Raw genomic sequence first — 24,130 nt, 5'->3', positions numbered from 1 at the left:
TCGGCGCAAACTGCATTTCCGAACTTTTCGACAGTTAATTTGTGGTACAGGAAACTTATGGTTGCTGACGGAATAACAAGCAGCGTAAAGGCTTAGCTAGAAAAGGGTTTAAGCTGATTGGCAAACACTGTAGTAAGATGCTTGTGTAGTAAGATGCTTGTGTCGGACTCATCCATGCTAGACCGATCGCACCAACCCTGTAAAGGAAAAAAAGTTGGAAAAAGTTGGAACTTCCTAAAATTGGGATGCGAGACAAAAAAGTTGGAAAAAGTTGGAAAAAGTTTGGTATAGTAACTAAAATTATCCCACCATCCCACCTATGGACAGTCCTCAGATATTGCAATTTGTCGATCGATCTGTCTGCGCCAACACAGGAAAACATCTAAATAACTTGCAGCGGAAAATTATCGCTGGAATACTGAATCGTAAAAAGTATGCTGATGTTGCAGAAACTTATGGTTATAGCTCTCAGCACGTTAAAAAGGCTAGTCACGAACTTTTGCAAATGTTATCTGAGGTATTTGGCGAACAAGTGAAAAAAAGTAATCTTGAATCTGTTCTTGAAAGACAGATAAATCAGAATATAAATCTTGGGAAAAATAATAAATTTCAAAATAACAGAATTAGCTACGTCAATAATTGTCCTAACCCCTCTACTCCTACCCCAGATGAAAGTCAGCCGGAAACTCCCGACTTGCAGGAAGAAACCAAAAATCCAACTAAGATTGAAACAATTGATAAATTACGGCAGTTTGGCTTGAGCGACGAGCAAATTGCAGAAGCGCTAGATATACATTTAGAGCAGGTTAAACAGGTGGACTTAGATGAGTAAGTTTGCGCTATTTACGATCGAGAATCCCATCATAATTACTATGAGAACCTATCCAAAACCACAAAACCCCTTCTGGCTTGTCAAAACCTAACGCCCTGTAGTTTCTTCGTCCTACTCTTACAGACCATAACGTGCCAATCTGCTTGAAGCGCAGTGATGGATGCTTCGGATCTGCCTTAAGCAATTCATAGTTTTTGTCCGCCAATTCTTGAATTTCGATCGGCAGTTGACGGTAATATTCCCAAAATTCAGGTGTTGTGAAATGCTTCAAATTTCCCTACACTTTCCTTCACTAAATGCTTGTTCTGCTTGTCGAATCAAGAGGTCAAATTTGCCTGCTTTCAAATCATCTTCAATTTGCCTATCCCAAAGAGATTCTTGGAACTCTTCAAACCATTCGACAAACTCTGCGAGTTCATTCTGTGGAAGTTGCTTTACTGCTGTCTTGAGTTCTGTAATGTTCATGGGTAATTAACTTTTTTTCCTAATATTCGTTTACCTGTTTGCTCTGACTATATCGCGTCGCTCGCTCCTGGCAAGTGGCGCTCGGGAAAATCTGCGTTTCGATGTTGAGTCTCGCGTATTTGCCGAAAACGATCGCAAATCCTTGCAATAAAGGTTTCGCCGTCAATCGGTGGAGTATGTTCGGACATGGCAACAGCAGCATCTATCTTAACTCGTACACCATCGATCCACTGGCGATCGGCGAGAGCTGCTTGGAACTCTTCAAGCCATTCAAAAAACTCTGCGAGTTCATTTTCTGGAAGTTCCCTTACTGCTGTCTTGAGTTCTGTAATGTTCATGGTAATTAACTTTTTTTGCTAATAGCCGTTTACCTGTGTACTCTAATTATCAGATTTTTCCCATCAAATACCTCGGAAAATCTCAGGATTCGGGGTACCCTACAACACAAACTAGAATCATCGTGCAAACTCATAGGCAATATTCGTGATGCGGCCGCGCCAGTAGGGCAATAGCGAGCCATCAGGCAGTTGCCACGCCACCTCACCGGAGAGCGGAATCCGCATACCGTCTCGCAATTCGTAGTCCCAGAAGCGGCCAATCCAGGGCGCAAACACCAGCCCCCCGTTAACTGTACGGGCGCGGGCCTCGGCGCGGACAGTGGCGATTAGCCCTGCTTCATCAAAGCGGAAATCCAGGGAAACAGCGGTGTCGCCATCCTGTAGCGTTGCTCTGGCCGAAGAATTGTCGATCGCCTCCCAGCGAACACCCTGACTCGGCAGCAGTCTCGTCGGATACCAAGCAGCCTCCGCGAAAAAGCGCATCAGTTCCCCTTGTGCAGCTTCTGGAGTGCCGCGGATATCCGCCAGAGTCACCAGGCCAAGCAGCGCCGCATGGAGGATGCCTTCGCCAGAAATGTAGGCATCATGAACAAACGCATTGATACCGGGCATCATGGCAATTCGCCCGTCCCAATCAAAGCCAGGGCGTTGAGTAATTACCAGTTGAGTTGAGTTAAAAGCACTCCATTTTTCTGCGGTTTCGCTCATGTTAAACGTGCCTTCGTGGGAAACCCGCGCTGTTGCAATTAGCGGTTGTCCATCCTCGAGCACCGCGCGAAAGTAGCGCTGCACGGGCTGGGGTAAATCCGCGATTTCCCGCGCATCAAATGTCAGAGGTTTAATCGGCAAGCGTGCAGCTTCCAGATTCGCTCGCAGTTCCTTGGTACCCAGATGCCAGCGGTATGCTCCAAGGGCGATCGCGCCAACAATGCCAACTACAAGCGCCAGGATAATTAGTACGATCGCCGATCGCCACATGGTGATTCCTCTTGATACCTAAAAACGAGTTAATCAAGCGCGAGTCTTAAACCCATCTACCCACTACAACTCTCAGCGTTCCATCTGCCAAAGTTTCCTCTTCTTCTACATGAAAACCCTCTGACTGCACCGCCGCCATCAAACTTTTGCGCGCGTATTTTTGACTAATTGAATTGACAAAATCCTGCTGATTAATTCGAGCGCCCCAAAAATCCGCCACCAATTCGTAATCCTCTCCGTTGCGACGAAAACCCAAATCGTAACCATTGGATTGCCGAATCACGTACTCGGCATTAGTTTTGTCACCCCGATAACCCCGTACCTGCACATTGGACTCTACTTGATAACCCAACTCTTCCAACACTTGATGTAGCAGTTCGCCGTTCTTGATCTGAACCTTGATAGTTGTGAAGTGTGACATATCACTTTCGGATTTTTGTGTGAAACGCTAATTTGATTATAATACTATAAAGTGCAACAGTCAATAAGTTATAAGTTGCTATATTAAACCAGGCTTGAGCGTCAGCGAAAGCAGCCAGGTTACAAGCTTCCGGATTCATCTGTGCAGAAATTAAAAACATAGTATCCGATAACAATTCCCCAGATTCATCCGTGAGTTCGCTTTCTTCAATCCTCCAATTCTTCAAATCTAAAATTTAAAATCTAAAATCCTATTATGGCCGACAATCCTAACCAACCCAGAGAATATGATGCCGTCCTCGGCGGCCAAAGTCAAATCCCGATCGCCGGCGCAGTTTTGGGAGGCATCGCTGGGGTCAAGCAGCGCTTCAGCAGCCCTAGTATCGAGTCGCGGATTGCCGCTGTTAAAGATGCTCCTAAATACGGAGGCGCTGGTTTAAATTTAGCAATTGAGGGGCTGCTTGACCCCGCAGCAGAAGTGCAGCGAGTTGCTTATTTAATTTTGCGATCGAGGACAGAACCTCTAGTGCGCCAAGCTTTAAAAGACTTCGTGCCTTACAAGCTTTTTGACTGCATCCGCACCGTCAAAACTGGGACAAATGTTGCGATTAGTCCCGGAGGAGATCGCACGGCGAGTTTGCACGGAAAAATAATTAGAATTTGCGATGTAGATACAGGAGAAATACTCTATACTGTTGACAAGTATCCCCGCGCTCAAGAAACTTTTGTCCTTTGCCAAGAAAGTGAAGTGTTTGTGAGGAGCAGAAATACTCCGAAACACCGCGCGATCGAAATTTGGCAGGGAGGAGAATTGCAGCATACTTCCCTCGGACATGAAGCGGAAATTAGCGCAGTTGTGGTCAGTCCCGACAGTCAAGTTATCGCCAGCGGTTCGGCAGATACTACTATCAAAATTTGGAATTTAGAGACGGGAAAGTTAATCTGTACCTTTGGCAATCTTTTAACTTGGGGAGCTCATAAAGCAGGAATTGTTAGTCTTGCTTTTAGCCCGATCGCACAAACTCTCGCTAGCAGCAGTTCTGACGGTACAATTAAGCTGTGGAACCTCCGCAGCAGAGAGTGCTCCCAAACAATTAAGGGTTATGCGAATTGTCTGGCTTTCAGTCCAGACGGGCAGACTTTGGCTACTGGCGGCTGGGACAGAAATATTCAACTGCGGCAGCTATCGAATCCAGATAGTTCAATCACTTTAGGAGGGCATTTTAACTCGATAAATGCGATCACATTTAGTCCAGACGGACGCACTGTTTTTAGTGCTAGTGCCGATGGTCATATCAAATTTTGGAATGCCAGTACCGGCGAACATATTCACACTCTCAGCGGACCTCAAAACTCTGTTACTTGTCTTACTTTTAGCAGCGATGGTGAAACTATTACCAGCGGCAGTTTAGATAAAACTGTCAAAATTTGGGGAGTTAATTGAAGAAAGAAGGAAGTTCGGCAACGGATTCGCTCCACGGATGTAGCGGATGGAAGAAATAGAGAATAGAGAATAGGGAATAGGGCATAGGGAATAGGGCATAGGGAATAGGGCAGAAGGCAGAAACAAGAGAGAATCGACCTCATGATTTTCACAAATTAAGTACCTCCTAACCATTCAGGCGCTGGCTATATTTACAAATACCAGATTCTAGATTCCTCGGTGCGTGAATCTACGCAAACAAATATAATAAATTTATAATCCCAGTTATTGTGCAAGCCGAAAATCGCGGAACTTATTTTTGCACTACTACAAAGAGTTACCGTAAAAATACCGACTGGCAGGCATTATTCAGCTTATTATCAATTTGTGAACTGTCGCCGAAAAGCCTGAGCGAGCCGCAATTTCTGAATCCTTTAAAGTAGCTTTAATATATCGCATCTGGGTCGGATGAGTATTCCTGCTAATTGTAATATTTGACTGAAAAAGTTTATGCTTAAAAGATAGGCTAGGGTTAAATATACAGTGCGCCCTAGAGTAACCATGTCACACTGCAACCAATCCATCTGTCGTTCCCGCAATCTCGCAGAAATATGCGATACTGCTGCCAGTTGGCAGCAAAAAGCCGATCGACTAACGGTAGAACTAAAAACCACCCAGGATCTGCTTCACGCAGAAATCGATCGGCTCAAACAAGCCAACGAAACCCTTCACGCCGCTGTCAGTTGTGCCCCAATTTTCCTGTGGGCAACAGACAGAGAAGGCAAGTTAACCCTTGCAGCAGGGAAAGGATTAGAAAATTTGGGACTCAAACCAGGTGCAACTGTCGGGCGATCGATTTTTGAAGTTTACAGCAGCCAACCAGATTTCTTGGAAAATATTGCTGAGGTATTAGCAGGAAACGATCGCAATTGGAATGCCCGAGAGGGGCATTTTATTCACGAAATTCGATCGGCAGCGCTGCGAGATGGAAACGGCGAAGTTGTCGGGGCAGTGGGTGTTTCTACTGAAATTACCGAGCGCGAGCAGTTGATCGCAACTCTGGAAACGGCAAATCAAGAATTAGAACAGAGACTTCAGCAGCAGACTGCATTCTTCAATGCAGCACTTGCCGAAAGCGAAAAAAAGTACCGCAACCTCGTAGAAACCTCCCAAGAATTGATTTGGTCGATCGATATTGAAGGACTCTTGACTTTTGTCAATTCCGCCGCCAAACGCATCTACGGTTACGAACCGCCAGAAATGATCGGACGCCGCTTCACCGATTTTTTAGTTCCCGATCAAGAAAGTAGACCAAGAGAAATATTTGCCCAACTTTTAGCGAGAACCAAACTTCAGCCACAAACAGCTAATTCTCCTTACGAAACAGTACACATTCGTAAAGACGGTACTCCCGTCCACCTGCGCGTCAACAGCATCGTCAACCAAGCTGAAAACGGCGCTATTTTAGGCTTGTGCGGAACGGCAACAGATATTAGCGATCACAAGCGATCGGAAGAAGCACTCCAAGAAGCTACAGACCAACTTCGCGCCGTTTTGGATGCCGTACCGGGACTGATTTCTTGGATTAGTTCAGATTTGCGGTATATAGGAGTCAACCAGCACTTAGCAACCTCATTCAACCTGTCTCCTGAAAGCTTTGTCGGTCAAGAAATCAACTTTCTCGACAAAGGCTCGACTTTTGGAGAACTGATCAGAAAATTTTTTGACAGTTCATCTCAGCAAACCTGGCAAGAAATAGACATTGAAATTAACGGTTTTGTCCGCAACTATTTGATAGTAGCTCAGAAATATCATCAGGGAACCGCAGCAGTTTCCGTAGGAATAGACATTACCGACCGCAAGCGTGCGGAAGCTCTCAAAAACCAATTGATCTGCTCGTTGCAAGAATCAGAACACAAATTTCGCAGCCTTTATGAAGCCACCAGCGACGCAGTAATGTTGCTTGACGAAAAGGAGTTTTTTGACTGCAACCTCGCTACCTTAAAAATATTTGGCTGTAGCAACACAAAACAATTTTACGGCAAAAAACTGAGCGACTTTTCCCCACAATTTCAGCCTAGTGGACAAGACTCATCCAGTCTAGCAATACAGAGAATATCGACAGCAATGCAAACAGGTAGCTGTCGCTTTGACTGGGTACACAAACGACTCGACGGTTCAGAATTTCCCGCTGAAGTGCTGTTAAATGCAATGGAAATTAACGGACGAAAAGTAATTCAAGGAGTAGTGCGGGATATTACAGATCGCAAGCGCGACGAAGATGGCATCAAAGCATCCCTCGCAGAAAAAGAAGTTCTCCTCAAAGAAATTCACCACCGTGTCAAAAACAACCTCCAAGTTATTTCCAGTTTGCTCAAACTTCAGTCACGCTACATCCAAGACAGCCACGTTAGTGAAATGTTAAAAGAAAGTCAAAACCGAGTCAGATCAATGGCCCTGGTTCACGAACAACTGTATCAATCCAAAGACTTGTCAAACATTGACTTTGCTGAATACATCCAAAATCTCGCCCACAATTTATTCCAAGCTTATGAAATTCATGCAGAAGGCGTTAAGTTGCAAACAAATATTGCGCCGTCTTCTCTTAATATTGATACGGCAGTTCCTTGCGGGTTAATTATCAACGAGCTTGTGACAAATGCCCTAAAATATGCCTTTAAAGAACAAGTTAAAGGTAAAATTAACATTGATTTCACTTTAGATAATAACAGAGTTTGCGTGCTAACTGTGAGCGACAGCGGAATTGGTTTCCCTCAAGACTTAGATTATCGCAAAGCCCGAACTTTGGGCTTGCGACTGGTCGGGTCTTTAGTCAAGCAAATCCGGGGGAAAATAGAACTGTTAGAAACTCCTGGCACGACTTTTAGAATAACCTTTTCTCAACCCAAGTTGCACTCTGAGGAGAAAAATTAGTGTCCAACAAAAAAATTCTGATCGTTGAAGACGAGAGCATCATTGCGGAAGACATTTCCGACAGTTTGATCTCTCTAGGATATAGAATAACTGGCATGGTCTATTCGGGAGAAGAAGCGATTGAATCGGCAGCCAACTTGCGCCCCGATTTAGTTTTAATGGATGTTAACCTGCAAGGAGAAATCGACGGCATTACAGCAGCCGAAGAAATTCGCTTGCGCTTTCAAATTCCGGTAGTTTATCTAACAGCTTATGCCGATGAAACTACTTTGCGACGAGTACATATTACAAAACCGTTCGGCTATATTGTCAAGCCCTTTGAAGAAAAAAACTTGCACACAACTATTCAACTGGCACTCTACCGACATCAGTATGACAGCTTGACCAATTTGCCGAATCGTTCATTTTTGCGAGAAAATTTAAGTCGAGTATTAGATGGTCAAAAAGAATTGTCAGGAGTCATTCCCGTTGTCACGCTTAGCTTAGATAAAATCAACCGCATTAACAGTACCTGGGGACACGATATCGGCGACTCAGTGCTTTGCAGCATCGCCCAGCGGCTAACTAACTGCATGGACAGCATTAATATTGTTGCTCGTTTGGAAGCCGCAGAATTCGCGCTGATTCTCAAACCAGTTGCAGAAAAACAGGATGTGGCTAAGATTGCTCAAAGCATTTTAGATATTGTATCCCAAGGTATGATTGTCAAAGATTGCGAAGTCTCTGTCACTGCTAGTATGGGGATCTGCTTGTATCCCGGAGACGGCACTGACGGAGATGAAATGCTAAAAAATGCTTATATAGCAATGTATCAATCTCAGCAAAAAGGCGGCAATACTTATCATTTTTATACGGCAAAGAATGCTAACTTTTTTATTAATACACTTCTTCAAGAAACTTCACTGCGCCATGCTTTAAAAAGCTCAGAATTTGAAGTATACTATCAGCCGCAAATAGAAATCAAAACAGGTAAAATTATTGGTGCTGAAGCTTTGGTGCGCTGGAATCATCCAGAACGGGGGCGAGTTTCTCCGGGGGAATTTATTCCAATGGCTGAAGAAATTGGCTTGATTGCGCCGTTGGGTGAATGGGTATTAGAGACTGCTTGCAGGCAAACTAAAACATGGCAAAGAGCAGGTTTGCCGCCCCTGCGAGTGGCAGTTAACGTGTCAGCCCGTCAATTCGAGCGCAAAAATTTCACGGAAAGAGTCAGGGAGATATTAACAGAAACTGGTCTTAATCCCCAGTGTTTGGAATTAGAACTGACGGAAAGTCTGGTTTTGCAAGACGAAATTGCAGCAGCTAAAGCTTTTACGATGTGGAAAGATCAGGGGATTAGGATAGCAATTGATGATTTTGGGACTGGGTATTCTTCTTTGAGTTATCCGAAACGCTTTCCGTTTGATGCGATAAAAATAGACAAGAGTTTTATTCGCAACATTGCAGACGATCGCCAAAATGCAGCGATCACAATAGCGATTATTCAAATGGCACACTGCATGAACATGACGGTGGTGGCTGAGGGGGTAGAAAATAAGCAGGAACTTGATTTTTTGTGCGAGCACGAATGTGATGAACTTCAAGGCTATCTTTTCAGTCAGGCTTTGCCAAGGTCTGAGTTTGAAGCACTGCTGAAAAGCGATAAGTGCTGGAATTTAGATCAATTCCGGTTGCAATGCTCATGACTGTTAACTGTTGACTGTTGACTGTTGACAACTGACAACTGACTAATTCAAAAGATACGATCGCCCAACCAACTTCCCAGCCACAGCCCGAAACCCGAAGTAGCCACCAACAGGATAACCGTGTAAAGCCCGCTGCTAGTGTGGATCAACCTTTCTGCAGCTACCATCCGCGCCACAACTCCAGCAATAATGCCGATTGCAGCCCAAGCCCCATAAACAGTCTTAGACCCGGCGATAGCCAAGGCTTCGACGATCGCCCCCGAACCCGCCCCAGCCAAAACCCCCGCCCACGCCCCAATCCCCAGCCCGATCGCACCTCGGAGCCCGACGGGGCCGCCAGAATGCACACCTACTTCCGCCGCCAGCCCGCACGTCAAGCCGACAATCGCCCAACACGCCGCCGTCACCAACGCCTTAACCCAATTCCCAGAACCAGTTCCAGCCATCAATCCCACCACTGTCACCACTCCCCCTACAGCCAAAACAGTAGCTACAGCCCGCGACTCGGCCTCAGAACTGGCGATCGCCCCCAAACCAGCCCCAACAGCGCCCCAAGCAGCCCCTGTTACCCTTCCTCCCGCCTGAAAACCGGCGATCGACCCCCCTACCGCCCCAGCCAAAACTAAGGCCGCCAGCCACACTCTAGGCGTTGCTGAACCCTCCGCCAGCAAAATCGCGGCCCACAGCCAATCTACACCGCAGATTAAAGCCCACATCCACAGCGGGGCGCTTGATTTCGTCAAAATCCAACCGGTCAAAGCGTAACTCGCCACGGCGATTGCCAGCGGCCACCAAGGGAAGCTTGAATAGTGTTGAGATGGCCGCACTTCCCTCGGCGCGCTTCGCGGTTTTGAGTATTGAGTTGAAAATTCTTTTTTCCTTTTCGAGATAATCTTTGGATAGTTTTGAGATGGCCGCGCTTCCCTCGCAACCCTGTGCCCTAGTTGCTTTCTTCCCCGCCGCGCTTGGCGATTTTGAGTTGTAAATCGTTTCTTGCTTGAAGAGTTCTTTTGAGTTTGAAATTTTTTGGAGGTGGCTTTTGGGCGGGTTTGACGGCGCTGGGAACCTGGCCTAGCGACTGATTTTCCAGAACGCCTTCTCAGCGGCTTTTCCGGCGCAGGGGGCGGTGGCTGCGGAAACTGCTGTTCGATCGACCTCGATTCAGGCTGACTCAGAAACGACAGTAACTGCTGGTAAGCTTCATTAATTTCTGTTAATCTTTGGTGAGCTTTTTGTTGCAGGCGATCATTGTTGGCAAACCGATCGGGATGCCACACAAACGCTAAGTCCCTATAAGCGCGCTTAATTTCTTCTAAGGAAGTTCCAGGCTCAATTTCGAGGATTTCGTAGCATCGATTAATGTCAGCCATAGGCTTCGATCTGCAGGTGTTGGTAAATTTGCGTGAAGCGCAGCTATCCCGAGCGGGAATCCCACTTAACTCCTCGCTCCTGTTGTCCCCCGCTATAACTGTACCCAGTTTAGCGGTGGGATGAAAGGCAGGGAGATTGTAAGTACGGAAATCTCCAACTCTTTATCGATGTCGCTGTTTTACTGGAATGTGTATAATACAGTAAGGAGGTAATGAGATGCTGCATACTGCTATCAAGGTTCGACTTTATCCAACATTAGAGCAACAAGCCATACTGTCTCAGCACTTTGGCTGTGCCAGATGGTGGTGGAACTATGCTCTAAATAAGTCAATTGAGACTTACAAAGAAACGGGTAAAAGCCTTGGTCAGTCAGCACTCAATGCCTTTTTGCCAAAACTCAAGAAAGCCGAAGAAACACTTTGGTTGTCTGAATGCTATAGCCAAGTTTTGCAAGCAACAACGCTCAACCTCACAACTGCCTATAAAAACTTTTTTGCAGGTCGTGCTAGGTTCCCGCGCTACAAGTCAAAGCATGGTAAGCAATCAATTCAGTATCCTCAAAATATCAAGGTACTTGATGGGTTTGTTCAGTTTCCGGGCAAAGTCGGCAAAGTTAAAGCCAAGCTGCACAGGAACATAGAAGGAACAATCAAAACCGTAACGGTTAGCTTAGATCCTTCTGGGAAATACTTTGCATCAATATTGACCCAGAGTGAAGGCGACAATCCGACTGTTTTAACGGTCGGCAAAGTAATTGGGATTGACTTGGGATTGACTCATTTTGCTATTACGAGTAATGGCTGCAAAGTCTCCAAGTATGACAACCCTAAGCATCTAGCCAAACACGAGAAAAATCTCAAATGCAAGCAACAAAAACTAGCTAAAAAACAGAAAGGAAGTAATTCAAGGAACAAAGCCAAAAAGACTGTATCTAAAGTGTACGAACGGGTAACTAAATCCCGTCAGGATTTTCTACATAAGCTTTCGAGAAAGCTCGTCAATGAAAACCAAGTTGTCGTAGTAGAGAATCTTAATGTCAAAGGCATGGTACGCAATCACAATTTAGCTAAAGCCATATCTGATGTGGGATGGGGAATCTTTATCAATTTCCTAGCTTACAAGCTAGAGAAAAAAGGTGGCAAGTTGGTTGAGACTGACCGCTGGTTCCCCAGCTCCAAGCTCTGCTCTAATTGCTATTACCAGATTGATAAGTTACCGCTTGATGTTAGGGAGTGGACTTGTCCTAATTGCGGTACTCGTCATGACCGTGATGGTAACGCCGCAACAAACATTAGAGCGGAGGGCATCAGGATACTACAGACGGATGGAACAGCCGTTTTTGCTAACGGAGGGGAAGTAAGACCAAAGATTGGACGCAAGTCTGTTCTGAGGCATTCCTCTGTGATGTTAGAAGCCCACACTATAATCGTTTCGATTTAGTGTGGGTAGTTCACCATCTTCTACTATTCTCAGCCAAGCTGCACAGTAAGCCGAGATCCGATCGAGTGTCAAGCGTCCTCAAGTCTGCGGGCCATCCTTCCGGTCGATCAATGCAGGCGGACAACTGAGTACAATGAGAAAATCCTTTCGTGCGATCGGTATTTGTGTCTGTGTCGGAAAATCAAGCTCCCATCTTCATCTTAGTTGACGGTCACTCCCTGGCCTTTCGCTCCTACTTCGCCTTTGCCAAAAGTCGAGACGGAGGCTTGCGAACTACGACGGGCATTCCCACCAGCGTCTGTTTTGGCTTTCTCAAGTCGCTGCTGGAAGTAATGGCGGCCCACGACCCCCAGTACATGGCGATCGCCTTTGACCTCGCCACGCCCACATTTCGCCACGAAGCAGACGAAACTTACAAAGCCGGTCGTGCGGAAACTCCCGAAGATTTTATTCCCGATATCAAAAACCTGCAAGAACTCCTCAGCTATTTGAATTTACCTGCAATAACTGCTCCCGGCTACGAGGCCGACGATGTTTTGGGAACTTTGGCAAACAAAGCCAGCGCGGCCGGTTATCAGGTCAAAATCCTCACGGGCGATCGAGATTTGTTTCAATTAGTAGAAACCGAAAAACAAATCAGCGTATTATATTTGAGTACAGATGAACTCAGGCGATCGGGCAAAGGCAAATCCCAAGAATACGGCCCGGAAGAAGTCAAAGCCAAACTCGGTATTTTGCCAGAACAAGTAATAGATTACAAAGCTTTGTGCGGCGACAAATCCGACAACATCCCCGGAGTTAAAGGCATCGGCGACAAAACCGCCCTGCAATTGCTGGAAGCTTACAATTCCCTCGACGGCATTTATGCAGCAATAGATGAAATTAAAGGCGCCACTAAGAAAAAGCTAGAAGAAGGAAAAGAAGCTGCTTATCATTCTCAACGCATGGCAACAATTGTCCAAGACGTGCCATTAGAAATCAACTTAGAAGATTGCCAGCTTATAGGTTTTGACGAATCAGCCTTGATTCCAATGCTGGAAAAGTTGGAATTTAAAACATTTTTAAGCAAAGTTAAACAAATTCAAAAACGGTTCGGCGGTGTAGAAGAACCATTGGCAAAGGGCGGGCAAGATGCCCACCCCACAATCAATTCACTGGCGAGTGGAACAGGCATCTTGCCTGTTGCCGACAGTGGAACAGGCATCTTGCCTGTTGCAAAGGGCGGGCAAGATGCCCACCCCACAATAGATAAGTCACCTCAAACTTCTGAAATTTCAGAAGATGAAAGTGACACTTTTTACAGTTTGGCAGAAACCCTAGCCGCCCAGCAGGAAAACAAACTGCCAATTAAACCCCGAATAATTCAAACAACCGAACAGTTAAACGAATTAGTCCAACTGCTGGAAACTTTCACCGACAAAACCTCACCCGTGGCGTGGGATACCGAAACCACCGCCATCGAACCGCGAGACGCCGAATTAGTCGGAATTGGCTGCTGTTGGGGAACCGGTGAAGAGGATGTCGCTTACATTCCCACGGGACACAAAACGGGCAAAAACTTGGACAAAGCCACAGTTTTAAATGCTTTGCGTCCGATTTTGGAAAGCGAGAATTATCCGAAGGCGCTGCAAAATGCTAAATTCGATCGATCGATCCTACGCTGTCAGGGAATCAAACTAGCAGGAGTCGTCTTCGACACCATGCTAGCCAGTTACGTACTCGACCCAGAAACTAGCCACAGCCTCAGCGAATTGTCAAGGAAATACTTAGGCATTGTCGCCAAAAGTTACAATGAATTAGTACCCAAAAACAAAACAATTGCTGACATCAGTATTCCGGCGGTAGCCGACTACTGCGGCATGGATGTTCACACTACATTTCAGTTAGTAGGTAAACTTAGAGCAGAATTAGATAAAGCTGATGAAGATAACTTTCCCGATAAGTCTTTGCACAAGTTGCTGCTGGAAGTAGAACAGCCCCTAGAACCAGTTTTAGCTGAAATGGAATATTGCGGAATTCGCATTGATTCTGCTTATCTAAATACACTTTCGCAGCAGCTAGAAAAAAGCTTAGCGGAAATAGAAGAAAAAACTTATACCGCAGCCGGAAGAAAATTTAATTTAGGTTCCCCGAAACAACTCAGCGAAATATTGTTAGAAAAAATACCCGATGAGTTTCAGAAAAAGTCTCGCAAAACTAAGACGGGATACTCTACAGATGCGGCTGTTTTGGATAAATTGCAAGGAGACCACCCGATTGTAGACGATTTATTAGAACACCGAACATTATCCAAGTTGAAATCAACTTATGTCGATGCTTTGCCTCAGTTAGTGCGTGCGGATACTGGGCGAGTGCATACAGATTTTAACCAAACTGCAACGGGTACGGGAAGGCTTTCTTCTTCTAATCCAAATTTACAAAATATTCCCATCCGCACCGAGTTTTCACGGCAAATTCGTAAAGCTTTTTTACCGGAGGAAGGTTGGCTGATGGTGTCGGCTGACTATTCTCAAATTGAACTGCGAATTTTGGCTCACTTGAGTCAAGAACCTGTTTTAATAGAAGCTTACCAAAATAACCGAGATGTGCATACCGTAACGGCTCAACTGCTGTTTGAAAAAGAGGAAGTAACGCCGGACGAAAGACGGTTTGGAAAAACGATTAATTTTGGGGTAATTTACGGTATGGGGGCGATCAAGTTTGGTCGTTCGATGGGCAAAACTTCAGCAGACGGTAAAAAGTTTATTGAACGATTTAACCAGCGTTACAGTAAAGTTTTTGAATATTTGGAGAAAGTAAAAAAAGAGGCGATCGCCCTCGGCTATGTTACCACAATTCTAGGCCGTCGCCGCTATTTAAAATTCGAGAGCGAAAGCCTCCGGGACTTAAAAGGTCGCAATCCCCAAGACATTCACTCCGATAGACTTAAATCTGTCAGCAGAGATGACGCCCAATCTTTGCGCGCTGCAGCCAACGCTCCCATTCAAGGCTCTAGTGCTGATATCATTAAACTTGCCATGATTGAGGTACACAAAATTTTGCAAAACTATCAGGCGCGGCTGTTGCTGCAAGTTCACGATGAATTAATATTTGAAGTACCTCCCGATGAATGGGAAGAATTACAACCGAAAATTAGAAATGCGATGCAAAATGCTCCTAAAATTATAAGTACGATGGAAAATGCTCTGCCGAAAAATACAAGTGCGAAGGAAAAGGCGCCAGGTATGGTACCGCTGATAGTTGACATCCACGCTGGGCAAAATTGGATGGAAACTAAATAAAACAAAGAAATATGAGCCAAACTAAAATCGCCATTTTCCCAACAATAAAAACCTTAAGTGCAGTTGCTCTGCTATTGCTACTATTCGGGTGTCCGCAAAAGTTAGCGCCCAACAACTATGCTGTCAAGCGAGTCAGCGACGGCGACACCCTTGTCGCCAGCGATAGCGCCGGAAAAGATATCAAAGTGCGTTTTGCCTGTGTAGATGCACCGGAAGTCGCGCACACAAATGCTGAGAAAAATAGCAAAGCATCAGCACTAAAAAATCAATTTAAGTGGGGAAATTTAGCGCACCAAAGAATGCAGCAGCTAGTCAAACAAGGGGGGGGGCGCGTTGTCTTGACCGTCACCGATACTGACCGCTACGGCCGCAAAGTTAGCGAAGTTCGTTTGCCAAACGGCACATTTGCCCAAGAAGTTTTGATCCGCGAAGGATTAGCAATGGTTTACCGTCCTTACTTGAAAAACTGTCCCAGTGCCAGTGTTCTGGAACAAGCGGAAGCCGAAGCTAAGAAAAATCGCCGCGGCGTTTGGGGAGATTCCAAGTTTGTTCCTGCGTGGAAATTTCGGAACAGTGATAAATGAGGGGAAGCAGGAAGTTAGGCAATGGATTGTAGAAGGGATTTAACAGATTTAACGGAGGGATTTTGACTAAAGACACGGGATTGCCGTTCCTTACGGTTCGCTTTGACTTTTAATAATTGGTATAAGATTAAGGATGGTAGCAAGACTTTTTTAAATTTGTATTATGTTGTTGACATGGAATCTGGGAACCTGTATCAGAGATTTACAGTCTTGGACAGATTCAGGTCTTGTTACACCCGGTCTTTACTATAAATCGTAGGTTGAGCTGCGAGGCATCCGCCCAGAAACCGGGTTTCTAGATACTGATGCCGATCGCCCTAATTTAGTACAATACAATCAGGGCGGGGTTCTGCTCCTACGGTCTGCAATCTGTGGAGTTTCGGCGATAGCTGACGCCAGATTCATCTAAAACCCGACATGAGTTCGATCGCACTTTTCTCCGACCTGTTTTTTCGGAAAAGTCAACAAATGTGATAGGCTCCAGATAAACGAATAGACTGCTGACAAAAGCGGTCTATTGCAATCACCCAAAATTAACTTTAAGGGACATCAATGAATTTCAAACATCTGGTTATTTCCGGCCTTGCCCTGATCCTCGGTACTGCAATTGTAGGAAATGCGATTGCTCAAGAACTGACCGAAAACGAAAAAACGGTTATTTGTCGCTTGAAAACAGAAGTTGAGCAGCGGAAAAGCAACGGTCAAAAATTAGTATTTGTGCCGTTGCTGGGCCAAGTTCGCAAGCAAGTTTCATCTCCTTTTAGAGCAACGCTGCATCCTAATGTGGAGTATGTTTTTGTTGGCACTTGCGACGGAAATTGCCAGGATTTAAACTTATCTCTCAAGGATGCAAGCGGTCAGGAAGTCGCTGTGAGTCAAAAAACAGGCGAATTGGCGTCAATCTCTTTTACTCCCCCTTCCCAAGGCGAATATCAAATCACTGCTAAGCCTGGGGAATGCACGACGGCAGAGGGTTGCAGTTACGGCCTGGGAATCTTCGTTCCTGCCTCTGCTAGCGTACCTAATGCTTCAAGAATTCCTGCTGAGATAGCACAATTTCGACTTTGCCAGTAGGGGAACAGCGATAGAGTTGTGGGTTGCGAGTAGAGTAGAGTTTTTAATCAGAAATCTAACTCATAACTTGCAACTTATAACTCGCAACTTATCTCGCAACCACGCCAGACGGTGAGTAGGTTCTTAATTAGTGAAACCATGCCTTTGACTGGTTCTTACTTCTAGCTTTTTTTACTCTGAGCGACTTGTCCTGCCCTTCGACTGGGCTGAGAAACCGCGACTTGCCCGATCGCATCGCCAAAGGGAATGTAGCCGAAGGCAGCCGAAGAGCCTTCTTCCTTCTGCTATATTTTGTTACGCATAACTCCTCCAAACTGTCAAGCAGATCGATCTGTGGAACCCTGCAAAGACCCCACAACTGCCGAAACCTGGCTTGAAGCCAGAACTTTATTTACCCTCATGCAGGCATCAATTAGAATATAGATGGTGCCTCTCAAAGGTGACGAGTACATTGCCCATGTCTTTAACCTTAGCTTTGAAAAATCAACTGCAGAACCGTCCTCAAATAGGGTTGAAAAGTCTGTTGGGCCGCTTGGGTATCAGGCAGAAAATCGGCTGCGGATACGCCTTGGTCATTGGTATTGCCGTTTTGGGTGCTGTGGCGGGACGGGGAGTAGAATCCTATCACAAACAGCAAGTTAGAGAAAAACTAGCGATCGACCGAGACAAAGCGGAAATCTTAACAAACCTCAATCACACGGTGCAGGAAGTCAGAATTCAGCAGCAAGAGCTCGCGAGTCTGACGACCAAACCGCAAATTTTCGATCGCGAACGATCGGAATTCCTGACTCGCGTTGCTCAGATGAGCGGCATCCTCGAACAACTGCAAACCCTACCGCCGACGAAGAATGCCGATATTGCCAAAGACTACCAACTGCTTCAACAGTTCGCTCAAGTCAACGGCAAAACCGTAGAATCATACTTTCAACAAGTACAAAAATTGTTGGCTACTGCGAAATTATCTGCTTTGAATCCGCAACAGCAGCAGGCTTTCGGGCGGAACTTGAACAATTTTGTGGCGGGCGAAACTGCTTTGAAACTCAAACAGTTTTCCGAGGATTCAGCCCAACTGGCCGTCAACTTTCGCGAGAAAGCAGACGAGGCATTGAGAACCTACGAAAATGCCGAAAAACTCGGAACTCTCATTCTCGTTGGCTCTCTCTTGATATCAGGTGCGATCGCAGCAATTCTAGCAGCATACACCAGCGGGGCGATCGCTCGCTCCTTAGAAGCCACCACCCTCATCGCTCAGCGAGTCACAGAAGAATCTAACTTTGACCTGCAAGTACCCGTCACTACTTCCGACGAAGTGGGAATGCTAGCAATTTCCCTCAACGAATTAATCCAAAGAGTAGCAGAATACACAGAAGAATTGCACGAAGCAAAAGTAGCAGCCGAAGCTGCCAACCGCTCGAAAAGTGCATTTCTCGCCAACATGAGCCACGAACTACGCACCCCCCTCAACGCCATCATTAACTACAGCGAAATGCTGCAAGAAGATGCTCAAGATTCCGGTTCAGAAGACTTTCTCCCGGACTTAGAAAAAATTCAAACCGCAGGCAAACACCTGCTGGATATGATTAGCGACATCCTCGATATTTCCAAAATAGAAGCAGGTCACGTCACGCTTTATTTGGAAAACTTCGACGTGGCGACCATGATTGAAGAAGTGATGACTACGGCTCAACCGCTAATAGAAAAAAAAGGCAATGCTTTAGCACTGAAAACAAAAGGCGAACTTGGCACAATGTACGCCGACCAACCGAAAGTACGGCAAATTCTCCTCAATTTGCTCAGCAATGCTGCCAAATTTACCGAAAAAGGCGTCATTACTATCGGCGTCGAAAGAATTAAAATTGAAAAATCTAGACCTGCGAAACAAAATAAAAATAATGATATTCAATCGGGTTCAAACTACACTTCTCAAGTTCTAATGTTTCGAGTCAGCGACACCGGCATCGGCATGACAAACGAGCAATTAGAGCAGATATTTAAACCTTTTACCCAAGCTGATGCTTCGACTACCCGCAAGTACGGAGGCACAGGTTTGGGATTGACAATTAGCCAGCGTTTGTGTCAAATTCTCGGTGGCGAAATTAGCGTCGAAAGCGAAGACGGTAAAGGTTCAACTTTTATTGTCAGTCTCCCGGAACGGGTAGTTATGCAGGCATGAAGTCAGGCAAAATATGGATTTTGACACGGATACACAGATTAATTATTGAGCATTAGTCAATAGTCAGGAGGCAGATGTTCAAGGAACAAGAAAGAGCGAGGAAGAAAGAGGGAAATTTTAAAATCTATTGATATATTAATTATCAAAATAGAGAATAATTAACAACGCGATCGGGACTAACGCATAGACTCTATCTGTAGGTGCACCGTGTGCACCTTACATATAGGGGTTCTGCGTAAGTTTTGAGAATTCCCAGGTCAAAACCTGGGAATATAGCAAGCCTAAAGAACAAAGCCTTGTACAACAGTAGTTTTCAAGACTCCTTCAAAAGTGCGTTCTGTCTTGTCCACCAGGACAACGACATTGCGCCCGTTCGGAGACAAACGAACATCTCGGATTGAATAAGAGAACACCCAATCTTCAAAATTGTTCAGCGATCCGAGGACACGCTGCCGACCGTTATGATTAATTACAAGACGCATTGCCGCGCTTTCTTTGCCAGGAGGAGTAGTTTTTTGCCGCTGTTCCAGGCGAATTTGTAAAGGCTTTGCGGTATTGACTTTGACGGCGACAGTCTCGCTTCCATTGGCTCCGGGAGTACGAGAAATAATGTTCAGTTTAGTTCCAGCTTGAGGAGGAGTTAACTTCAAACTTTGCCTGTTATTCCAACTTTTTTTAAGCAAGTCATCTTCTGCCATTTTAGTGCTTTTATTGGAGTCTGGCTCGCCATATTTAGTTTCGATACACCCATTTTTGATGCAGGAATTTGCAGCAACTCGAACAATTTGCAATTCTGCTTTGGGAATTCCCGCTCCTGTATCTCTAGAACTTTCTAGATACAAGTAGTAATTGCTGTCGGCGGAAAAACCGGACATCCGGTGTGCGGCACGCCAGGTATTTGCCCAAGCTTCAGGGGCTACTGCGATCGCGGCACTTGCTATAATACCTAACGAAATTAAAGGTAAAATTTTCATAGCTATATTTTCCATGTGTGAGAGTTATAGCGGCTGTTATTGATGAGTAAAACAATAACGCTTTGGGTTTAGCTATAGGACTGTGACGCTTCTCAAGTCCTCTCTCCTATTTACATGAGTGTTTCTCCATTTTCCGCAGCAGGAGACTGTTTAAGAATATGCCGTTTTTTCAAGTGGCACTAGACAGCATTTTTAATGTGAGAGTTGCTTTTATCGAAGAGTGCAACTTTTAGGGGCGACAGTTTGCTTTTCGCTGCCAGAGACTGCGACAAAGGACGGAAATACCTATCTACAGATAGGGGAACACCGATCCGATCGCCCTCCGTAACTCCCTAAAATGACAATTGTACGGGCGATCGAGCAATTGCCTCTACAGCAGTCATCATTTTCTATTCAGGGAATTAAAATTTATGCAACCGAATAATCCAAACCAATTTACAGAAAAAGCCTGGGAAGCCCTCGCCCGCACCCCCGAAATCGTCAAAGCAAGTCAGCAGCAGCAGCTAGAAAGCGAACACTTGATGAAAGCTTTGCTGGAACAAGAATCGGGACTTGCTAGCAGCTTATTTAACAAAGCGGGAGTTTCTGTAGCAAAATTGCGCGATCGCACTGATGAGTTTATCAGCCGTCAGCCGAAAATTACTGGAAGCGGCGGCAACGTTTATCTAGGTCGTTCTCTCGACACTTTGCTCGATCGCGCCGAAACTTATCGCAAAGACTACGGCGATGAATTTATTTCGATCGAGCATTTGATACTAGGTTACGTTAAGGACGATCGTTTCGGCAAAAATCTGCTGCAAGAATTTAAACTAGATGAAGCCAAGCTCAAAGATATCATTACCCAAGTCCGAGGGAAGAACAAAGTGACCGATCAAAATCCAGAAGGCAAATACGAAGCGCTGGAAAAATACGGCCGAGATTTGACAGAAGCCGCGCGTCAAGGCAAACTCGATCCGGTAATCGGACGGGATGACGAAATCCGCCGCACGATTCAAATTTTGAGCCGTCGCACCAAAAATAATCCGGTATTGATTGGGGAACCGGGAGTCGGCAAAACTGCGATCGCCGAAGGACTCGCCCAGCGAATTATCACCGGAGATGTGCCGCAATCTCTCAAAGACAGACAATTAATTAGCCTAGATATGGGCGCATTAATTGCTGGTGCAAAATTCCGGGGAGAATTTGAAGAACGCTTGAAAGCGGTGCTCAAAGAAGTTACCGACAGCAACGGCAAAGTCATCTTATTTATCGATGAAATTCACACCGTTGTCGGTGCTGGCGCAACTCAAGGCTCGATGGATGCCGGTAACTTACTTAAACCCATGTTAGCTAGGGGAGAATTGCGCTGTATCGGCGCTACAACTCTCGACGAATACCGCAAGTACCTCGAAAAAGATGCGGCACTAGAACGCCGTTTTCAACAAGTTTATGTTGACCAACCGACAGTGGAAGATACTGTCTCGATTTTGCGGGGCTTGAAAGAACGCTACGAAGTGCACCACGGCGTGAAAATTTCTGACAGCGCCCTAGTGGCGGCGGCTACTTTGTCTACTCGATATATTAGCGATCGCTTCCTTCCAGACAAAGCCATTGACTTAGTGGACGAAGCAGCAGCTAAACTCAAAATGGAGATTACCTCCAAGCCGGAAGAACTAGACGAAATCGATCGCCGGATTTTGCAGCTAGAAATGGAAAGACTGTCGCTGCAAAAAGAAAGCAATGCGGCTTCGATCGAACGCTTGGAAAGACTGGAAAAAGACTTAGCGAACCTCAAGGAACAGCAAAGCGCTTTGAATGCCCAGTGGCAATCGGAAAAAGGTGTCATCGGCAGTATTCAAAAGATTAAAGAACAGATTGATAAGGTGAATATTGAAATTCAGCAGGCTGAATTAAAATATGACCTGAACCGTGCTGCTGAGTTGAAATATAGCAAGTTAACCGAATTACAAAAACAACTGCAAGAAGCTGAATCTCAACTTTCAGCAACTCAAACCACAGGTAAAACTTTGCTGCGGGAAGAAGTCACGGAAGGTGACATTGCGGAGATTATTTCCAAGTGGACGGGAATTCCGATTAGCAAGTTGGTTGAATCGGAAATGCAGAAACTTCTGCACTTGGAAGATGAACTGCACAAGCGGGTAATTGGACAGGATGAAGCAGTGACTGCGGTTGCAGATGCAATTCAGCGATCGCGCGCAGGTTTAGCCGATCCCAATCGTCCGGTTGCGAGTTTTATCTTCCTCGGCCCCACGGGTGTTGGTAAAACTGAGTTAGCTAAAGCATTAGCGTCTTATCTGTTCGACACGGAAGAAGCGATCGTCCGAATTGATATGTCGGAATACATGGAGAAACACGCGGTTTCGCGGTTAATTGGTGCGCCTCCGGGATACGTCGGCTACGATGAAGGTGGACAATTAACTGAGGCTGTGCGCCGCCGTCCTTACTCGGTGATTCTATTCGATGAAATCGAGAAAGCGCACCCGGATGTATTCAATATCATGCTGCAAATTCTGGATGACGGCCGCGTTACCGATGCTCAAGGTCACACAGTAGACTTTAAGAATTCTGTGATTATTATGACATCGAATGTCGGCTCTCAATACATTTTAGATGTGGCGGGAGATAACGAACAAATGCGGAGTCGGGTGATGGAAGCGATGCGGGGAACTTTCCGCCCAGAATTCTTGAACCGGATTGATGAGATGATTATCTTCCACGGTTTGAGTAAGGCCGAACTGCGGCAAATCGTGCAGTTGCAAGTCAAGCGCTTGGAAAAACGGTTAGCCGATCGCAAAATGTCTCTGAAATTGTCAGAATCTGCGATCGACTTCTTAGCAGAAATTGGTTACGATCCGGTTTACGGTGCGCGGCCTCTGAAGCGGGGAATTCAACGGGAGTTGGAAACGCAAATGGCGAAGGGTATTTTGCGGGGAGATTTTGCTGACGGCGATACCATTTTTGTGGATATCGAGAATGAAAGGTTGGCGTTTAAGCGGCTGCCGGCACAGTTGGTAACTGCGAAATAATTTGAGTAGGGTGGGCTGCGGCCCACCTTATTTTTTTGAGGCGATGGTTCTTTTTTTGACCGCAGATGTAGGCGGATTGACGCGGATGGACGCGGATGGGATTGCGGGCGATCGTTCTTAAGGGCGATCGGTTTCTGATTTATCTTTTTTCTGTTCTTGGCGTTCTCGAACAGATTTAGTCAGCAGGTAGGTTGCCAAACTGCTAACGGATCTGCTGTCTTCTTCTGCCCATTCTTCCAGAGCTTTTTGAATCTCTTCTGGTAGGTATGCGGTAACTCGTCCCCGTGAAGCCATTCGTTGTACTGCAAAACATTTCTACACAGTCCATCGTACGCCGTGGCCATTGCTTAAGGGCGATCGCTTTCTGATTCTTCCTTTTTCTGCTCTTGGCGCTCTCTGACTGCTTTAGCTGCCACATGGGATAGTAGGTTTGCAAGGGTTCTATCTTCTTCTTCGGCCCATTCGGACAAGGCTTGATGAACGTCTTCTGGCAGGGTAACTGTGACTCGCATTCGTGAAGGCATGGGCTGGCATGGTTTTACTTCAATTGTCTTCAATCTTACACTCCAACACCCTTTGATCTCTTTTTGTGTCATTTGATGTCAATGGCATCAAATTATGCTATTAGTGTATATAAGGCTCAGGCCTTAAAACGTCAGAAGCCAGCCCCTCACTGTCCAAGGTTCCGGGCTGGCTCTGGCTCCAAAAATATCAATGGAGACGAGTTCTATGTTGACATACAAAGACCGCTTATGTTGTTGGGCGATCGCCCGTCTGTTACCCTCTGAGCAATGGATAATTGTTGCGCGCTTCCGCAGTCGTTCAGATGCAGACGGGCATTTTCAGTTTTTGCGACAAACTATACCTCACGTTAAGTTTGAGGTTGTGTTCGATCGCAGTGGGGACAGTCACCGTTTATCCGCGACCTGCCACCCTTCCAATTCCGTCACCACCGCGTTATAAATGGTAATTTTCGCGGCGGTTTCAGTTAACTAAACATTGGCGATTCCCTACGGGATAGCTTCGCTTCACGCACTTTTGTTGATAAGTGCGATCGTCTTTCCTTTCTTGAGTCCCCCTCTGCTGGGACGATAGCTTCTGTAGAAGCGATTTCAATCGCCGAGTTATCTAT

General features: G+C 45.8%; 20 protein-coding genes. 11 read left to right on the top strand and 9 right to left on the bottom strand.

The annotated features are described in order from the left end of the window. The first annotated feature begins 337 nt into the window (after positions 1-337). Positions 338-832 (top strand): hypothetical protein, encoded by a 495-nt coding sequence (locus QUA10_RS14965; RefSeq protein ID WP_333083237.1) that lies wholly within the window; start codon positions 338-340, stop codon positions 830-832. A 7-nt stretch (positions 833-839) separates the two neighbouring features. Here QUA10_RS14965 and QUA10_RS14960 read toward each other — a convergent pair whose 3' ends face one another. From QUA10_RS14960 to QUA10_RS14940, 5 genes are all read right to left on the bottom strand, one after another. After that, positions 840-1,103: a hypothetical protein gene (locus tag QUA10_RS14960; protein WP_333083239.1), complete on the bottom strand. Its 264-nt coding sequence runs from the start codon at positions 1,101-1,103 to the stop codon at positions 840-842. Continuing rightward, positions 1,100-1,297: a hypothetical protein gene (locus QUA10_RS14955; protein WP_333083240.1), complete on the bottom strand. Its 198-nt coding sequence runs from the start codon at positions 1,295-1,297 to the stop codon at positions 1,100-1,102. The genes QUA10_RS14960 and QUA10_RS14955 overlap by 4 nt, the downstream gene beginning before the upstream one ends. Positions 1,298-1,344: 47 nt before the next feature. Next, the gene (locus QUA10_RS14950; protein ID WP_333083242.1) at positions 1,345-1,635 is read right to left on the bottom strand and encodes a hypothetical protein; all 291 of its coding nucleotides are present in this window, start codon (positions 1,633-1,635) and stop codon (positions 1,345-1,347) included. Between the two features lie 117 nt (positions 1,636-1,752). Next, complete coding sequence (locus QUA10_RS14945) at positions 1,753-2,613, bottom strand: DUF6920 family protein (protein WP_333083244.1); 861 nt, start codon at positions 2,611-2,613, stop codon at positions 1,753-1,755. A gap of 46 nt (positions 2,614-2,659) precedes the next feature. After that, complete coding sequence (locus QUA10_RS14940; RefSeq protein ID WP_333083246.1) at positions 2,660-3,034, bottom strand: DUF1257 domain-containing protein; 375 nt, start codon at positions 3,032-3,034, stop codon at positions 2,660-2,662. A 255-nt stretch (positions 3,035-3,289) separates the two neighbouring features. Between QUA10_RS14940 and QUA10_RS14935 the strand changes: the two genes are divergently transcribed. The 3 genes from QUA10_RS14935 to QUA10_RS14925 all read left to right on the top strand — a co-directional run bounded on the left by QUA10_RS14935 (position 3,290) and on the right by QUA10_RS14925 (position 9,075). After that, on the top strand, positions 3,290-4,477 hold the full coding sequence (locus tag QUA10_RS14935; RefSeq protein ID WP_333083248.1) for a WD40 repeat domain-containing protein: 1,188 nt from the start codon (positions 3,290-3,292) through the stop codon (positions 4,475-4,477). Positions 4,478-5,017: 540 nt separating this feature from the next. Next, the gene (locus tag QUA10_RS14930) at positions 5,018-7,390 is read left to right on the top strand and encodes a PAS domain S-box protein (RefSeq protein ID WP_333083250.1); all 2,373 of its coding nucleotides are present in this window, start codon (positions 5,018-5,020) and stop codon (positions 7,388-7,390) included. Next, positions 7,390-9,075: an EAL domain-containing protein gene (locus tag QUA10_RS14925; RefSeq protein WP_333083253.1), complete on the top strand. Its 1,686-nt coding sequence runs from the start codon at positions 7,390-7,392 to the stop codon at positions 9,073-9,075. Before QUA10_RS14930 ends, QUA10_RS14925 begins: the two co-directional genes overlap by 1 nt. 47 nt (positions 9,076-9,122) lie before the next feature. Here the strand turns inward: QUA10_RS14925 and QUA10_RS14920 are convergent, their stop codons facing one another. Continuing rightward, complete coding sequence (locus QUA10_RS14920; RefSeq protein WP_333083254.1) at positions 9,123-10,445, bottom strand: J domain-containing protein; 1,323 nt, start codon at positions 10,443-10,445, stop codon at positions 9,123-9,125. A 217-nt stretch (positions 10,446-10,662) separates the two neighbouring features. On the opposite strand from QUA10_RS14920, the gene QUA10_RS14915 reads away from it, so the two are divergent. The 5 genes from QUA10_RS14915 to QUA10_RS14895 all read left to right on the top strand — a co-directional run bounded on the left by QUA10_RS14915 (position 10,663) and on the right by QUA10_RS14895 (position 18,998). Continuing rightward, positions 10,663-11,886, top strand: coding sequence for an RNA-guided endonuclease TnpB family protein (locus QUA10_RS14915; RefSeq protein ID WP_333083256.1), 1,224 nt, complete (start codon positions 10,663-10,665; stop codon positions 11,884-11,886). 149 nt (positions 11,887-12,035) lie between these two features. After that, complete coding sequence (gene polA / locus QUA10_RS14910) at positions 12,036-15,167, top strand: DNA polymerase I (protein WP_333083257.1); 3,132 nt, start codon at positions 12,036-12,038, stop codon at positions 15,165-15,167. A gap of 11 nt (positions 15,168-15,178) precedes the next feature. Continuing rightward, a complete protein-coding gene (locus tag QUA10_RS14905) occupies positions 15,179-15,751 on the top strand; it encodes a thermonuclease family protein (protein WP_333083258.1) in 573 nt (190 codons plus the stop codon). A 552-nt stretch (positions 15,752-16,303) separates the two neighbouring features. Further along, positions 16,304-16,825: a hypothetical protein gene (locus QUA10_RS14900; RefSeq protein ID WP_333083259.1), complete on the top strand. Its 522-nt coding sequence runs from the start codon at positions 16,304-16,306 to the stop codon at positions 16,823-16,825. A gap of 457 nt (positions 16,826-17,282) precedes the next feature. Then, positions 17,283-18,998: an ATP-binding protein gene (locus QUA10_RS14895; RefSeq protein WP_333083260.1), complete on the top strand. Its 1,716-nt coding sequence runs from the start codon at positions 17,283-17,285 to the stop codon at positions 18,996-18,998. Between the two features lie 281 nt (positions 18,999-19,279). Here the strand turns inward: QUA10_RS14895 and QUA10_RS14890 are convergent, their stop codons facing one another. Further along, positions 19,280-19,972 (bottom strand): DUF2259 domain-containing protein, encoded by a 693-nt coding sequence (locus QUA10_RS14890; protein ID WP_333083261.1) that lies wholly within the window; start codon positions 19,970-19,972, stop codon positions 19,280-19,282. A gap of 410 nt (positions 19,973-20,382) precedes the next feature. Here QUA10_RS14890 and clpB point away from each other — a divergent pair, with 410 nt between their 5' ends. Next, positions 20,383-22,998 (top strand): ATP-dependent chaperone ClpB, encoded by a 2,616-nt coding sequence (clpB, locus tag QUA10_RS14885; RefSeq protein ID WP_333083262.1) that lies wholly within the window; start codon positions 20,383-20,385, stop codon positions 22,996-22,998. Positions 22,999-23,115: 117 nt separating this feature from the next. On the opposite strand, the gene QUA10_RS14880 is transcribed toward clpB, so the two are convergent. Both QUA10_RS14880 and QUA10_RS14875 read right to left on the bottom strand, forming a co-directional pair. Further along, entirely contained in the window at positions 23,116-23,292 is a 177-nt protein-coding gene (locus QUA10_RS14880) for a ribbon-helix-helix domain-containing protein (RefSeq protein WP_333083263.1), read from the bottom strand. Positions 23,293-23,345: 53 nt separating this feature from the next. Next, entirely contained in the window at positions 23,346-23,522 is a 177-nt protein-coding gene (locus tag QUA10_RS14875) for a ribbon-helix-helix domain-containing protein (protein ID WP_333029546.1), read from the bottom strand. Between the two features lie 190 nt (positions 23,523-23,712). On the opposite strand from QUA10_RS14875, the gene QUA10_RS14870 reads away from it, so the two are divergent. Then, on the top strand, positions 23,713-23,961 hold the full coding sequence (locus QUA10_RS14870; RefSeq protein ID WP_333083265.1) for a hypothetical protein: 249 nt from the start codon (positions 23,713-23,715) through the stop codon (positions 23,959-23,961). The last annotated feature ends 169 nt before the right edge of the window (positions 23,962-24,130 follow it).

It is taken from the genome of Microcoleus sp. Pol8_D6 (assembly GCF_036700965.1).
GTDB lineage: Bacteria > Cyanobacteriota > Cyanobacteriia > Cyanobacteriales > Microcoleaceae > Microcoleus.
This window is presented reverse-complemented; position numbering and strand designations above follow the sequence as displayed.

Coding starts and splice junctions, on each gene's coding strand:
- QUA10_RS14955 (WP_333083240.1), bottom strand. CDS start 1,297: ATGAACATTACAGAACTCAAGACAGCAGTAAAGCAACTTCCACAGAAT.
- QUA10_RS14950 (WP_333083242.1), bottom strand. CDS start 1,635: ATGAACATTACAGAACTCAAGACAGCAGTAAGGGAACTTCCAGAAAAT.
- QUA10_RS14945 (WP_333083244.1), bottom strand. CDS start 2,613: ATGTGGCGATCGGCGATCGTACTAATTATCCTGGCGCTTGTAGTTGGC.
- QUA10_RS14940 (WP_333083246.1), bottom strand. CDS start 3,034: ATGTCACACTTCACAACTATCAAGGTTCAGATCAAGAACGGCGAACTG.
- QUA10_RS14935 (WP_333083248.1), top strand. CDS start 3,290: ATGGCCGACAATCCTAACCAACCCAGAGAATATGATGCCGTCCTCGGC.
- QUA10_RS14930 (WP_333083250.1), top strand. CDS start 5,018: ATGTCACACTGCAACCAATCCATCTGTCGTTCCCGCAATCTCGCAGAA.
- QUA10_RS14920 (WP_333083254.1), bottom strand. CDS start 10,445: ATGGCTGACATTAATCGATGCTACGAAATCCTCGAAATTGAGCCTGGA.
- QUA10_RS14915 (WP_333083256.1), top strand. CDS start 10,663: ATGCTGCATACTGCTATCAAGGTTCGACTTTATCCAACATTAGAGCAA.
- QUA10_RS14905 (WP_333083258.1), top strand. CDS start 15,179: ATGAGCCAAACTAAAATCGCCATTTTCCCAACAATAAAAACCTTAAGT.
- QUA10_RS14900 (WP_333083259.1), top strand. CDS start 16,304: ATGAATTTCAAACATCTGGTTATTTCCGGCCTTGCCCTGATCCTCGGT.
- QUA10_RS14895 (WP_333083260.1), top strand. CDS start 17,283: ATGTCTTTAACCTTAGCTTTGAAAAATCAACTGCAGAACCGTCCTCAA.
- QUA10_RS14890 (WP_333083261.1), bottom strand. CDS start 19,972: ATGAAAATTTTACCTTTAATTTCGTTAGGTATTATAGCAAGTGCCGCG.
- clpB (WP_333083262.1), top strand. CDS start 20,383: ATGCAACCGAATAATCCAAACCAATTTACAGAAAAAGCCTGGGAAGCC.
- QUA10_RS14880 (WP_333083263.1), bottom strand. CDS start 23,292: ATGGCTTCACGGGGACGAGTTACCGCATACCTACCAGAAGAGATTCAA.
- QUA10_RS14875 (WP_333029546.1), bottom strand. CDS start 23,522: ATGCCTTCACGAATGCGAGTCACAGTTACCCTGCCAGAAGACGTTCAT.
- QUA10_RS14870 (WP_333083265.1), top strand. CDS start 23,713: ATGGAGACGAGTTCTATGTTGACATACAAAGACCGCTTATGTTGTTGG.